A 13416-nucleotide genomic window follows, 5' to 3' on the forward strand; every position below is an offset into this window, starting at 1 on the left:
GGCGTCCCGTGTGCCGGAAGCCCTCCCGGCATGCGGTGCAACGCCAGCACCGCCGCGTTGCTTCAAATGCTCGCGCGTTGCTCGAAGTCCTTGAGCGGCAACTCCGCCACCCACGCCTTATCAATGTCGCAGGACGACACCTGCGCCCCCGGCGGCCCCTGGCGCATCCACTCGCACAACGCCAGCAACTGAGCGGCTTCGCCATGTGCGATGGCCTCGACCGAGCCATCGCGACGGTTGCGCACCCACCCGCTGAGTCCGATCCTGCGCGCCTCGGCCACGCACGCCGCGCGATAGCCGATTCCCTGCACCCGCCCGTGCACTACGACCTGCCACGTTGCCGTCATTGCCCCCTCCCGCTGCGATCGATGGATGTGCGAGACCATGAAAGAGGGCTCGATCGACATCGAGCCCTGTCATTACGTTAGCACACCACCGAGTCACGTCTAGTAGATGTCGCGGCGATACCGCCCCTGCGCCGACAAGTCGAGCAGGACGTCTGCGCCAATCGCGTCGGCCAGCGCGGCATCCACCGCGGGGGCCATGCCGGCGAGGCTGCCGCACACGTAGATCGATGCGCCGTTTGCCACCCAGGCCGCAATGTCTTGCGCCGCCTCGCGAACCCGGTCCTGCACATAAATGCGCTGCGCCTGATCGCGCGAATACACCTGGTCGAGGCGTGCAATGCCGCCCTGCGCATGCCACTCGCGCAAGGTCGTCTCGTGGAAACCGTCATGTGCCGCCTGACGCTCGCCAAAGATAAGCCAGTTGCGCACGTGCCCTTGGGCGATTCGCTCGGCAAGGTGCGCGCGCAGTCCCGCCAGCCCCGTGCCATTGCCGATCAGGATCATGCCGCGCGCGTCTGCCGGGCCATGAAAACCGGGGTTCGAGCGCACACGCATCGTCACGCTTTCGCCCAACGCCACGCCATCGGTGAGCCAGCCGGAGCCCAGCCCCAGCGCCCCCTCGGAGTGACGCGTCTGGCGCACGAGCAACATCAGCCGGCCTTCGTCCGGTGTCGACGCAATCGAGTATTCACGCTCAGGCAGCGGCGCCAGACGATCCAGCCAGTCCTGCAGATCGATCCCCGCCGGCGGGACGGCATCGGGGATCACGCGCTCGCGCAGCGCTTCGCCCAGTGTTGCGTCGCGGCCGGCGGCACGTACCCGTACGTCGGACGTCCAGACGCTGCCAGCAAGAAAATGCTCGATGCGCGCGGCGGTATGACGCGGCAGCACCTCGACCAGATCGCCCGCCACCCATTTGGCACCCGGCGGCGGCGTGAAGGCCAGATGATAGGCCGGCAAACCGGCGCTGCCCGGATTGAGCAGTTCTCGCTCGGCCAGCGGCCACGACGCAAAGCGCGGCCCATCGCCGGTCATCGGCGACACCAGCGGACGGCCCAGCCATTCGCCAAGCCGTTCCTGCCAGCGTGCCCATGCCCCCGGATCGCCCCGGTCGACTTCGATGGGCTCGAATGCCGCCACCCCGCCCTGTGCCCGCAGCCAGCCATCGAGCTTGCGACCGAATCCGCAGAATCGGTCGTAATGGCTGTCACCCAGCGAGAGCATTGCGAAACGCAACGTCGGCAGCGTCATCGCCTGATTCATCAGTTGCTGCGCAAACTGGCGCGCGCTGTCGGGTGGCTCGCCGTCGCCAAACGTGCTGACGATGAACAACGCCCGCTTGGCCGTGCCCAGTTGTGCCTGACCGATACGGGCGAGCGGCTGAATCTGCGCCGGCACGCCTGCCCCCTGCAACATGCCTGCCGTCTGCCAGGCGAGGCCCTCGGCCACGCCGCTTTGGCTTGCGTAGCCGATCAGCACCCCCTCTTCGGCAAGCGACGCGCCCACCGGTGCCCGCGGGCCGTGTTTCACCTCGACCGGGCGCGACGCCGCCAATGCACGCTTCTTCTTGCGGCGGTCGAGATAGAGCATCCAGCCGGTGACAAAGAACACCGGCATCATCAGGCTCGAAAACATCATCACGATGATGCCGGCCTGCCCGAAGAAGCTGCCGCGATGCAACGCATAGATGCTTGTCATCAACTGGCCGCCCGTCGTTTTGTCCTCGTAGCGGTCTTCGTTGCGAATCTCGCCGGACGCCGCGTCCACATCCATGCGGCTGAACGCCCGCTCATGCGGCACCGACTTCTCCAGCCACGTCACCTGAAACGATCCGCCGGGCTTTTGCGCCGGGCGCAGATAAACCTTCGTAAAATCCGGCACGCGGGCGGTAAAACTGCGCCACACCGTGTCTATGCCGTCTGCCGACGTCGAAGCCAGATCAGGCAACGCCGCCTTCGTACCCTCGCCCTTCCTGGCCTTCTTCGGCTCGGCAGCCGGCTTGTTGCGTACGGGCTGCGGCACGCCGGCTATCGAGAACAGCATGCCGCGCCACCAGTCGTACGACCAGTAGAGGCCGGTCGTGGCCGACAGCAGATACGGCACTAGCACCACCGTGCCGATCACCGCGTGCAGATTCCAGAGAAACGGCCGCCCGCGCTTCTTGAAGTCGATATGGAGCCAGGCGCGCCAGTTGCCGACCCGGCGCGGCCAGCGCAAATACAACCCGCTCAGGGCCAACAGGAACAGCAGCAGCGTGGCCGCTGCCGTGATCTGCTTGCCGATTCCGTCCACGGTCAGGAAGCGGTGAACATCCATGATGAAGCGGAAGACGATATCGGCCCGCGAGCGGCCAAGCATCTGCCCGGTATAAGGGTCGACGAAGTACGTCTCGCCGCGTGTCCCATCGCCAATCGACAGCCGTACGCCAACAGCGTCTTCCGGCGCGCGCGTCACTGTCACGAGCAGAATGCGACGGTCGGGCGCCGCAGCGCGCACCCGCGAGATCAGCTCGGGAACGGGCAGCGGTGGCGTGTCGCGCACCGCCACGGTCATTACCCCCGGACTGAAAGCCCGGGTAAGCTCTTCATAATAAGAAAGCAGCGCGCCGGTGAAACCGACCACTGCGAGCACCAGTCCGGCGGTAATGCCGAAGCACCAGTGCAACTGAAACCACAGTCTTTTCGTCATTGTTGTCGTCCAACGCACGTCCGTGCGCCGGCGGTGGCGCGTGCGTGGCAGGTGTGCCGTGCCGCAATCCCCGATGGACCACTTTGCGGCAATTACGGAATGTTATTGCAAACGATTCTCATATTCAATACCTACTTATCCTTCCCTCCCTTGTAGGCCCCATCCGACAGGAATTTCATAGAAAAGACGACCCCCCGTCGCTTTTTGAACGATTAGGATGAATTTATCGGCGCGGATGTCCGCGCTCCCGCCCACCGAACCGCCGCAAGTCACATCTCGTCCACCGTCCCGCTGCGCCCGCCGCACGGCCCCGGATACGACTTCCCGACCTGCGGCACGACAGCGAGACGGAGTGCCATGCAACCCTTAGCGTCTTCGCTTTACGCCTCGCCGACGACGACACCGGCCGACATGTGCGATGCCGACGTTGCCACGGTGGCATTCTTCTTCGATCTCGACGGCACGCTAGCGCCGCTAGCCCCCCGTCCCGACGCGGTCCGGCTGCCGCGCGACACCGCCAGCGTGCTGGCCCGCCTGCTCGAGCGTACGAACGGCGCCATCGCGGTCGTCTCGGGGCGTGCCATCGACGAGATCGACGGCCTGCTCGCCCCGCTGCGCGTGGCCGCTGCCGGTCTGCACGGTGCCGAAATCCGTCATGCCGACGGGGAACTGATCCGGGCCGAGGGTCACGCTATCGACACGGTCCTGATCGCGGCGATGGTCTCGCCGCTGCATGCGCTTGTCGCCCTGCATCCCGGCCTGCTGCTGGAAAACAAGGGCAGCGCGCTCGCGCTGCATTACCGCAGTGCGCCCGAGTTGGCGGGCTTGGCACACGACGCGATGCGCGCGCTGGCCAATCTGCATGCCGAGCGCTTCGTGCTGCAACCCGGCAAGTTTGTCTTCGAATTGCGGCCGCGCCACGTCAGCAAGGGCCGCGCTATCACCACGCTACTGAAGGAGGTTCCATTCGCCGGGCGAACGCCACTGTTCGCCGGCGACGATCTGACCGACGAGGCCGGATTTGCAGACGTGAATGCGCTGGGTGGCATCACGATCAAGATCGGTCAGGGAGAGACTTGCGCCCATCACCGGTTACCGTCGCCGGAAGCGCTTACGGCTTGGCTGCTGACATTGCGCCATACCTCCCCGCCCCAACCCTCACAGGAGAATGGAGTATGAGTCGCTTAGTCATCGTGTCGAACCGGGTTGCCCCGATCACCGAAGGCAAACCTACCGCCGGCGGTCTTGCCATCGGCGTGTTCGACGCACTCAAGGACACCGGAGGCATGTGGTTCGGCTGGAACGGAGAAATCAACGCCGAACCGGCGAGCGCGCCCGAGATCGCCCGTCGCAACAACGTCACCTTCGCTACCGTGCCGCTCACGCGCCGCGACTACAACACGTACTACCGCGGCTTTTCGAACGCTACCCTGTGGCCGACGTTTCACTATCGCGACGACCTCGCGCGCTATCAGCGTGACGACTACAACGGCTACCGCCATGTCAACGCACGTTTCGCCGGGTTGCTCGCACCACTGCTCAAGCATGACGATCTGATCTGGGTTCACGATTACCATTTGCTACCGTTCGCGCAAGTCTGCCGTCACATCGGGCTAAAGCAGCGGCTCGGCTTCTTCCTGCATATCCCGTTCCCGTCGCCGCAAGTGCTCATGACCGTGCCGCCGCACGACGCCCTGGTACGCGCGATGTGCGAATACGATCTCGTCGGCTTCCAGACCGAAACCGACCGCACGGCCTTTACCGACTACCTGGTTCGGCATGCCGGGGGCACGCTGCACGACGGTGGCACGGTCACCGTCTACGACCGGACCCTGCTCACGGGCGTCTATCCGATCGGCGTGTATCCCGACGAGATTCAACAGCAGGCGACCGCCCGCGCCACGGTCAAACACATCCTCGATCTGAAGCAAGGGTTGCAGGAACGCAAGCTCATCATGAGTGTGGATCGTCTGGACTACTCGAAGGGGATGCTGGAACGATTCCGTGCCTTCGAGCGCTTGCTGGAACTGTGGCCTAACCAGCAAGGGACGGTGAGCTTCGTACAGGTCGCGCCGCCGAGCCGCTCGGACGTGGCGGGATATGGCGAGATCCGGCGTCAGTTGGAAACCGAGGCGGGCCATATCAACGGCCGCTTCTCCGATCTGGCCTGGACACCGCTTCGCTACATCAACAAACGTTACGATCACGAGGTGTTGATGTCGTTTTTCCGCGCATCGCAAGTGGGCTACGTCACGCCGCTGCGCGACGGCATGAATCTCGTGGCGAAGGAGTACGTTGCTTCGCAAGACCCTGCGGACCCCGGCGTGCTGGTGCTGTCGTGCTTCGCGGGCGCTGCACAGGAACTCGACGGTGCATTGATCGTGAATCCGTACGATATCGACGGAATGGCCGAAGCGCTGCGCACGGCGCTGAACATGTCGCTGTCCGAGCGGCAAGCGCGCCACGCCACCATGATGCTGACGTTGCGCGAGCATAATCTGTCGACGTGGCGCGACCGCTTCATCGCCGACCTTCGTGCACCGAAAGGCACCGTCAAGCCAGCCCTGTTGCGCCGACCGCAACCGGCTGCGGCATGACGAAGGGGGCAGCCCCCGCCGCAAGGAGCCATGCCATGAGCCAACACGCCCCCTCGCCGAGCCCCCCGTGCGTCGAAGTCGAGACCGAAGGGCCGGTGACTATCATCACGCTCGCGCGTGCGGCACGGCGCAATGCGGTTGACCGCCACGTGGCCGCCGCGCTGCGTGACGCCTTGCTGACCTTCGAGCAAGACGACAGCGCCAGCGTCGCCGTGCTGTGCGGCAAGGGTGCGTCGTTCTGTTCGGGTGCCGACCTCTCGGCGTTCGACGACCCCGAACGCCGCAACGAGGTCACGCCCGATGGCAGCGGCGACGGCCCGATGGGACTCACACGCCGGCATCTGGACAAGCCCGTGGTTGCGGCCGTCAGCGGTCACGCCGTGGCTGGTGGATTGGAACTGGCACTGTGGTGCGACCTGCGGGTGGCAGACGACTCGGCAACGTTCGGCGTCTTCTGCCGGCGCTTCGGCGTGCCACTCATCGACGGCGGCACGGTGCGTCTGCCCAGACTGATCGGCATGAGCCGTGCGCTCGACATGATCCTCACGGGACGCGCTGTCGGCGCACAGGAAGCCTACGAGATCGGACTGGTGAACCGGCTGGTGCCGGAAGGCATGGCACGCCAGGGCGCGCTCGCGCTGGCGCAACAACTCGCCGCGCTGCCGCAAGGTGCGCTGCGCGCCGACCGCCGGGCGGCTTACGCGCAATGGGATATGTCGCTGGAAGCGGCGCTGCGCCAGGAAGGCGCTGCCGGACATGCGGTGGTGTTCTCTGAGGGCATCGCCGGTGCCCGCGAGTTTCTCGGCGGCGTTGGCCGCCACGGTGCGCCGCGCGACAAGCCGTAACCGGCTGTGCCGTCGCGGCGACGCCCGGTCGTCTTACTTACCTGCCGGACGCGACTGCTGCACCTGTTCAAGGCGCTTGCGCAGACCGTCCGCGATTTCCTTCTGATTCGCCTGCGTGGCAAAGTCGATGGCCGACAACCCGATCTGGTTCTTCAAGCGCACATCCGCGCCGCCATCGAGCAGCACCTTGCATGTCGTGATGTGCCCGCCGCGCGCTGCCATCATGAGCGGCGTGGTGCCATTGGGCGACTCCGCATCGACGTAAGCCGAGGCATCGAGCAGGATCTTCACGATGTCGTCATGCCCATTGGTCGCCGCGTAATGCAGCGGAGCCCAGCCCTTCTTGTTGACCTCCGCATCCTTGTCGATCAGCAACTTGACCATCGGCGCGAGGCCTTGCAGCGAGGCGATCATCATGGCGTTCTCGCCTGCCGCGTTGCTGGCGTCGAGATCCGTGCGTTTGTCTTCGATCAGCAGGCGAGCAACATCGACCGACTTCTCGCGCATCGCGATCACCAGCAGCGGATTGCCCTTCTCGTCCGTCGAGTTCGGATCGACGCCCGCCTTCAGTGCCTGCGCGACAGCCTTCGTATCGTTGAAGACGACCGCCTTGACCAATGCGGAGTTGGACGTGGCGGCCGTGGCACACGCGGTCAGCCAAAGCACACTGAGTAACATCCAGGCTCGGATCATCGAAAATTTGCGCATCGGGGGGCTCCTGTCGGTAGTCCGTTGAATAACGTTAGGGGAAATTCGGTCAATCGGATGATGCGGGTCAGTGCTTTGCGGTCGCGAACAGGCGGAAAAAGTTCTCCGTCGTCGCATCGGCAATCTTCTGCAGGGGCTCGCCGCGCAAGTCGGCGATGAACTCGGCCACATGGCGCACGTAGCCGGGTTGATTGAGCTTACCGCGATAAGGTACGGGGGCGAGATATGGCGAATCCGTCTCGATCAGCATGCGCTCAAGCGGCACGCGTCGCGCCACGTCCTGCAAATCGCGCGCGCTTTTGAACGTGACGATGCCCGAGAACGAGATATAGAAATTCTGATCGAGTGCGCCCTGTGCAACATCCCAGCTCTCGGTGAAGCAGTGCATCACCCCTGCGGGCTCGCCGGCCTGCTCTTCGCGCATGATGCGCAACGTGTCGTCAGCGGCCGAGCGTGTGTGAATGATGAGCGGTTTGCCCGTGACGCGCGCCGCGCGAATATGCGTGCGGAAGCGCTCGCGCTGCCACTCCATCTCCTCGATGCTCCTGCCTTCGAGCCGATAGTAGTCGAGCCCGGTCTCGCCGATAGCGACCACCTTCGGCGTGGCGGCGAGACGCACGAGATCGTCGACGCTCGGCTCCGGCGTGTCTTCGTAATCGGGATGAACCCCCACCGAGGCGTATACGTTCTCGTGCTGCGCCGCGATCTCGAGCACCTGCGGAAGTGTCGGCAGATCGACCGAGACGCACAGGGCGTGGCTCACCTTGTTCTCGCGCATACGCGCGAGCAGGTCCGGCATCTGCTCGGCCAGTTCCGGGAAATTGATATGACAGTGCGAATCGATGAACATGATGTGCGATCGGTGCCGGTGGCCTGCATCAGAGCGATGCCGGTCCGCCAAACAACTGTTTGTATTGCAGGAAGAGCGCCTCGAGCAGCACGCGCGTATTGAGCGGGTGGTTCTGCACCTGACGCTGCTGCGCGAGCTCACGCAGGAAACCCAGCAGGTGAACGTCGTCCGTCATGTCGCCACAACGGCGCAAAGCCTGCGCGTGCCCCGGGAAAAAGCGGACGGTGCCGGCCATGCGTTCGGCCAGTACATCGAAGCACCAGCGCTGCAACGTCTCCAGAATGCCCGGCAGGCTGCCCTTGTGCAGTTGTTCGGCGCAGGCGAAGGCGTCGATCGCCGCGCCCTGCGCAAGCTGACCGAGCAGCCAGTCGCGCCAGCCGCGCTCCTCCGGCTCAGCCAGCGCCCGCGCCGCAAGCGGCGCTCCACCGGCTTCGGCAAGCACGGCGGCGGCCTTGGCCACGTCGAGGCCGGTTTCGGCCATGAGCCATTGCGAGGCCTGAGCGCCGTCCGGGCGCGTGAGCACCAGACGGCGGCAGCGCGACAGGATGGTCGGCAACAGACGGTCGGGCTGGGTTGTCACCAGCAGGAAGATGACCCCTTCCGGCGGCTCCTCGAGCGTCTTGAGCAACGCGTTGGCCGCGTGTACGTTGAGCGCCTCGGCCGGATACAGCAGCACGACGCGCAGCCCCTGACGGTGCGATCCGATGCTCGCGAAATCGATCACCTCGCGCACCTGCTCGATCTTGATTTCCTTGCTCGGTGTCTTCGTCTTCTTGTCGCCATCCGCTTCGGCGCGAGCCTCGGCCCCCGGCAGGGTATCCGCCAGCACCTCAGGGCAGACGGCGCGAAAGTCCGGGTGATTGCCGCTGGCGAGCCACTGGCACGCACCGCAGGTGCCGCACGGCAAATGATCGTCGCGCGGCGATTCGCACAGCAGTGCCTGCGCGAACGTGCGGGCAAGCTCGACCTCGCCAATGCCCGGCACCGCTTGCAACAGCAGCGCGTGCGGCATCTGGGCGCGCAGATCGTTAAGGCGTGTCCAGTCCTGTGACTGCCACGGATACAGCATGTAGGCTCCTTGGCCGGAAGCGGCGTCTCGGGCGGAACACCGCGCCTAAATCGTGGGTAGATCGTGATGCAGCGTTGCCCTTTGCGGGCTGACGATGTCACGATGCCCCACTGGTGTCCTGCTCGTCGATGGAATAAGCGGATTATCGCGCGTCGGCGCGATCAGTGCCCGGGTAACCCCAGACGGGCGAACACGCCCGCGAGCTGACCGGCAATCGCCTCGATGCTCTGCGCCGCGTCGATCACGACAAACCGGCCACCCGCTTCCCCGGCACGGCGCAGGTACTCTTCACGCACGCGCGTGAAGAACGCCGCCGATTCGCGTTCGAATTTGTCGGGTGCTCTGGCGCCAGCCAGCCGCGCGGCGGCAATCGCCGGATCGAGATCGAACAGGATCGTCAGATCCGGTTGGCGCGTGCCCTGCACCCACCGCTCGAGCGTCGTCAGCTTGTCGATCGACAGACCGCGCCCGCCACCCTGATACGCAAACGTCGCATCGGTGAAACGGTCGGAGACGACCCAGTCGCCGCGTGCGAGCGCCGGTTCGATCACCTTGACCAGATGTTCCCGGCGTCCGGCGAACATCAGCAGCGCCTCCGTCTCGATATCCATCGGCTCATCGAGCACGAGTTTGCGCAGTGCCTCGCCCAGCGGTGTGCCGCCGGGTTCACGCGTGGCGACGACGTTGCGTCCCACGCTGGCGAGGCCCTGACGCAGCGTGTCGACAAAGGCGTTGACGTGCGTGCTCTTGCCCGCACCGTCAATGCCCTCGAAAGTCACGAACTTGCCCGGCACCGCTGCCGGGGACACGGAGGATTGCGTCATTGTTCACCTCGCTGATATTTGTCCACGGCGCGGTTGTGCTCCTGGAGATTCGTCGAGAAATGGCTGGTGCCGTCGCCGCGCGCCACAAAGTACAGCGCATCGGTCGGTGCAGGGTTCAGCGACGCTGCCAGCGACGCCACGCCCGGCAGCGCGATAGGCGTCGGCGGCAGACCGGCGCGTGTGTATGTGTTGTAAGGGGTATCCGTTTGCAGGTCGCGCTTGCGCAGACGCCCGGTGTACAGATCGCCCATGCCGTAAATCACCGTCGGATCGGTTTGCAGCAGCATGCGCTTGCGCAGCCGATTGATGAATACCGCCGCGACCTGCGAGCGCTCGACGGCCTGGCCCGTCTCCTTCTCGACGAGCGATGCCATGATAAGCGCTTCGTAGGGTGTCGTGTACGGCAGCCCCGGTGCCCGGGCGGCCCACGCCTCGTCCAGACGCTTCTGCATCAGACGGTAGGCCCGCTTGTACACATCGACGTCGCTCGTGCCTTTCGGAAAAAGGTAGGTGTCCGGGAAGAACATGCCCTCGGCTTCGGCCCGTTCGGCGCCCACCAGTTGCATGACGTCGGCATCGGGCAATCCGGCGGTATCGTGACGCAATGCCGGGTTGGCATCGATCTCCGAGCGCATTTTCTTGAAGGTCCAGCCTTCGATGATCGTCACCACGTACTGGTTGACGTCACCGCGCGCGAGCTTCTCCACCACCTCGATGGGCGTGACACCGGTCGCGAACTCGTAGTTGCCCGACTTGAGCTTCGTTCCCACATCCATGACGCGGGCAAGCAAATTGAACAGCAGCGGGTGGACCGGCACACCGCCGCCGCGCAATTGCGCGGCCACGCTGCGCACCGAGCTGTACGGCTTGATCGTGACGTCGAGCGTCGGCTTGCCCAGTTGCAGGGGGGTCTGCGCCCAATAATAGAAAGCGCCGCCCGCCGCCAGCGCGGCGACAATCAACAGGACCAACAGGCGTTTGATGAAAGACATGAATTGCAGGGTAAGCCGTGTGACGACAGCAGCGGGTTCGGGGGACTCGGTCAGCCGGATGTGCGTGGCAACGACGGTGTCGACGGGCGCGTATCGCGTGTCGAACCGGGCTCGCACGTTCTGCCGGAAGACCCAATATAATACTTTGACTTGCCGAACCCTCACAGATTGACAGGCTCTCCCGTTTATGACCTCCCAATGGCGTGATCTTCTGCCCCAACCGGCAGCCGCTTCTTCCTCCGACGTGCCGGCCGACGCGAGCGCTCGCGCCGCACAGTTCGAGGCGCTGCAAACCGGCAGTTTCGTCTCGCTCGCCAGCGATACCGGCCTCATCGCCGTGAACGGCGCCGATGCGGCAACCTTCCTGCATGGCCAATTGACCAACGACGTCGAGCGTCTTGCCTCCGCGCAGGCGCGTCTGGCTGGCTATTGTTCGGCCAAAGGACGATTGCTTGCCACATTCCTGATGTGGCGCGACACGTCGGCCGACGCCACGATCTATCTGGCGTGCGACGTCGACGTGCAAACGGCCGTGCAGAAGCGCCTCTCGATGTTCGTCCTGCGCGCAAAGGCCAAGCTGACTGATGGCACCGCAACCCACGTACTTCTTCAGGTCGGCGGCCCTGTCGCCGAGGCCGTATTGGCGAACACCTTCCCGTCGTTGCCCGCCGTAGCGCTGGGGGCCGCACACGCAACGCTTGGCGATGCCTCGACCAGCCTGATTCGCCTGCCGGACGCCGGCACGGCGCGCTCGCTCTCGCGCTTCCTGTGGAGCGTGCCGGTGACGCGGGCTGCCGAGGTGTGGGCGGCGTTGACGCAGGCCCCGGGCCTCACTGTCGTTGCCCCTGCCCTTGCGGCATGGCTCGACGTGCACAGTGGCGTGGCGCGTGTCACGACAGCGACGCAGGAACAGTTCGTCCCGCAGATGGTGAACTGGGAGGTCGTGGGTGGCGTAAACTTCCGCAAAGGCTGCTACCCAGGACAGGAAGTGGTCGCGCGCAGTCAGTATCGCGGCGCCATCAAGCGGCGCCTGCATCTCGCGCACGTGGACGGCGCACAGCCAGCGCCGGGGCAGGAACTGGTTGAGACGAGCGATCCCGACCAGCCGTGCGGCATGGTGGTACAAGCCGCACCGGCCCCGGATGGCGGCTACGACGCGCTCGTCGAAGTAAAGCTGGCCGCGCGCGAGACCAACGACGTACGGCTTGGCAGTGCCGATGGCCTTGCCCTCGTGTTCGCCGAATTGCCGTACGAGATCATCGATCCGACGGAAACGCCCGCGTCGTCTGCGACGGCCTCCTGATCCGGCTGCCCCGCGACAGCCCATGGACTGCTACGTCTACTACCGCGTCTCGTCTCACAACGCCGCCGCCGCGCGTCAGGCCGTTGCGCAACTCTTCGCGCTGACAGCAGCGCGCTTCGGTGTATCGGGACGCCTGCAATGGCGTGCCGACGCCTCCGCCAACGACACCACCGCAGGCACCACGACCTGGATGGAGCGTTACGACGACGTGAGCCCCGCCTTTGTCGCGTCGCTAGCACCACTGGCGGTCGAGTCGGGGCTGACGACGCTGATCGAGGGCGACCGTCATACCGAGTGTTTCGTCGACGCGCAACCCCCATGTGTCTGATCGTCTTCTCGTGGCAACCCGACAGCGACACGCCGCTGGTGCTGCTCGCCAATCGCGATGAATTCTTCGAGCGTCCTGCCGAACCGATGCACTGGTGGCACGACCGCCCGGACGTGCTCGCGGGCCGCGACTTACGCGGTGGGGGCACGTGGATGGGCGTCAATTGCACAGGACGTTTTGCTGCACTCACGAACTTCCGGGACGGTCACGCCCCGATGGCGCCGAAGGACGCCCCGTCACGCGGCCTGCTGGTCTCGGCCATGCTCGACGCCACATCGTTCGGCGACGATCTGTCGCGCATCGAACGACATGCTCACGAGTACGCAGGCTTCAATCTGCTCGCGGGAGATTTGCCGGCGGGCAATTTGTTCTGGTTGGGGAATCGGGCCGATCACGTCGGCGGCCATGTGTGCGTGCCGCACGCGGCCCCCATCGCTCACGCTATCGCGCCGGGCATCCACGGCCTGTCCAACGCCGTGCTGGATACGCCCTGGCCGAAACTGATCAGCCGCCGCGACGCGCTTGCCAGCGCGCTCTCGCAAAATGCCGACGACGCTACGCTGTTGCAGATCATGCGCGACACGGTGCAAGCACCGGATGACGCGTTGCCCGAGACGGGCGTCTCGCGAGAATGGGAACGCTCGCTGTCGGCGACGTTCATCGCGTCGCCAGCCTACGGAACCCGATGCACGACACTGCTTCGTTACCATCGCAGCGGCCGCATCGACATGGTGGAAGTGACCGTGACACCGGGCCAGTTGCCCAATGTTTTGTCCGATCGCCGCGATTTCTCTTTCGTCGCCGCCCCCCCCCCGCGCACTTAGAGTCGCTAACAAAACCATGTCATCGAAATTCGCCTGATGAG

At 65.0% G+C, this 13416-nt stretch carries 13 protein-coding genes; 6 read left to right on the forward strand and 7 right to left on the reverse strand.

Annotated elements, in window-relative coordinates; translation table 11 throughout:
• Positions 1-62: 62 nt before the first annotated feature.
• Both PCO31110_RS06990 and PCO31110_RS06995 read right to left on the reverse strand, forming a co-directional pair.
• A complete protein-coding gene (locus PCO31110_RS06990; RefSeq protein ID WP_010808037.1) occupies positions 63-347 on the reverse strand; it encodes an acylphosphatase in 285 nt (94 codons plus the stop codon).
• A 99-nt stretch (positions 348-446) separates the two neighbouring features.
• Positions 447-3035, reverse strand: coding sequence for a PepSY domain-containing protein (locus PCO31110_RS06995; RefSeq protein WP_150689999.1), 2589 nt, complete (start codon positions 3033-3035; stop codon positions 447-449).
• 411 nt (positions 3036-3446) lie between these two features.
• Here PCO31110_RS06995 and otsB point away from each other — a divergent pair, with 411 nt between their 5' ends.
• Genes otsB through PCO31110_RS07010 form a run of 3 tightly spaced genes read left to right on the forward strand, consistent with a single transcriptional unit; the run spans position 3447 to position 6477 of the window.
• Positions 3447-4214, forward strand: a complete 768-nt coding sequence (otsB, locus tag PCO31110_RS07000) for a trehalose-phosphatase (RefSeq protein WP_246189797.1) — start codon at positions 3447-3449, stop codon at positions 4212-4214.
• Complete coding sequence (gene otsA, locus PCO31110_RS07005; RefSeq protein ID WP_010808040.1) at positions 4211-5632, forward strand: alpha,alpha-trehalose-phosphate synthase (UDP-forming); 1422 nt, start codon at positions 4211-4213, stop codon at positions 5630-5632. The genes otsB and otsA overlap by 4 nt, the downstream gene beginning before the upstream one ends.
• A 35-nt stretch (positions 5633-5667) precedes the next feature.
• Positions 5668-6477, forward strand: a complete 810-nt coding sequence (locus PCO31110_RS07010) for a crotonase/enoyl-CoA hydratase family protein (protein ID WP_150690001.1) — start codon at positions 5668-5670, stop codon at positions 6475-6477.
• 33 nt (positions 6478-6510) lie between these two features.
• Here PCO31110_RS07010 and PCO31110_RS07015 read toward each other — a convergent pair whose 3' ends face one another.
• From PCO31110_RS07015 to mltG, 5 genes are all read right to left on the reverse strand, one after another.
• Positions 6511-7185, reverse strand: coding sequence for an ankyrin repeat domain-containing protein (locus PCO31110_RS07015; protein ID WP_010808042.1), 675 nt, complete (start codon positions 7183-7185; stop codon positions 6511-6513).
• Positions 7186-7252: 67 nt separating this feature from the next.
• Positions 7253-8035, reverse strand: coding sequence for a TatD family hydrolase (locus PCO31110_RS07020; RefSeq protein WP_150690002.1), 783 nt, complete (start codon positions 8033-8035; stop codon positions 7253-7255).
• A gap of 28 nt (positions 8036-8063) precedes the next feature.
• On the reverse strand, positions 8064-9104 hold the full coding sequence (gene holB / locus PCO31110_RS07025; protein WP_150690003.1) for a DNA polymerase III subunit delta': 1041 nt from the start codon (positions 9102-9104) through the stop codon (positions 8064-8066).
• 161 nt (positions 9105-9265) lie between these two features.
• Positions 9266-9928, reverse strand: coding sequence for a dTMP kinase (tmk, locus tag PCO31110_RS07030; protein ID WP_010808045.1), 663 nt, complete (start codon positions 9926-9928; stop codon positions 9266-9268).
• The gene (mltG, locus tag PCO31110_RS07035) at positions 9925-10920 is read right to left on the reverse strand and encodes an endolytic transglycosylase MltG (RefSeq protein WP_150690004.1); all 996 of its coding nucleotides are present in this window, start codon (positions 10918-10920) and stop codon (positions 9925-9927) included. The genes tmk and mltG overlap by 4 nt, the downstream gene beginning before the upstream one ends.
• A gap of 187 nt (positions 10921-11107) precedes the next feature.
• Between mltG and ygfZ the strand changes: the two genes are divergently transcribed.
• From ygfZ to PCO31110_RS07050, 3 genes are read left to right on the forward strand one after another with little or no spacing between them, the layout of a single operon-like run.
• A complete protein-coding gene (ygfZ, locus tag PCO31110_RS07040) occupies positions 11108-12223 on the forward strand; it encodes a CAF17-like 4Fe-4S cluster assembly/insertion protein YgfZ (protein ID WP_150690005.1) in 1116 nt (371 codons plus the stop codon).
• Between the two features lie 22 nt (positions 12224-12245).
• Positions 12246-12551, forward strand: coding sequence for a DUF4936 family protein (locus PCO31110_RS07045; protein WP_010808048.1), 306 nt, complete (start codon positions 12246-12248; stop codon positions 12549-12551).
• Entirely contained in the window at positions 12542-13375 is an 834-nt protein-coding gene (locus PCO31110_RS07050) for an NRDE family protein (protein WP_150690006.1), read from the forward strand. The genes PCO31110_RS07045 and PCO31110_RS07050 overlap by 10 nt, the downstream gene beginning before the upstream one ends.
• Positions 13376-13416: the final 41 nt, after the last annotated feature.

This window comes from Pandoraea communis, assembly GCF_902459745.1.
GTDB lineage: Bacteria > Pseudomonadota > Gammaproteobacteria > Burkholderiales > Burkholderiaceae > Pandoraea > Pandoraea communis.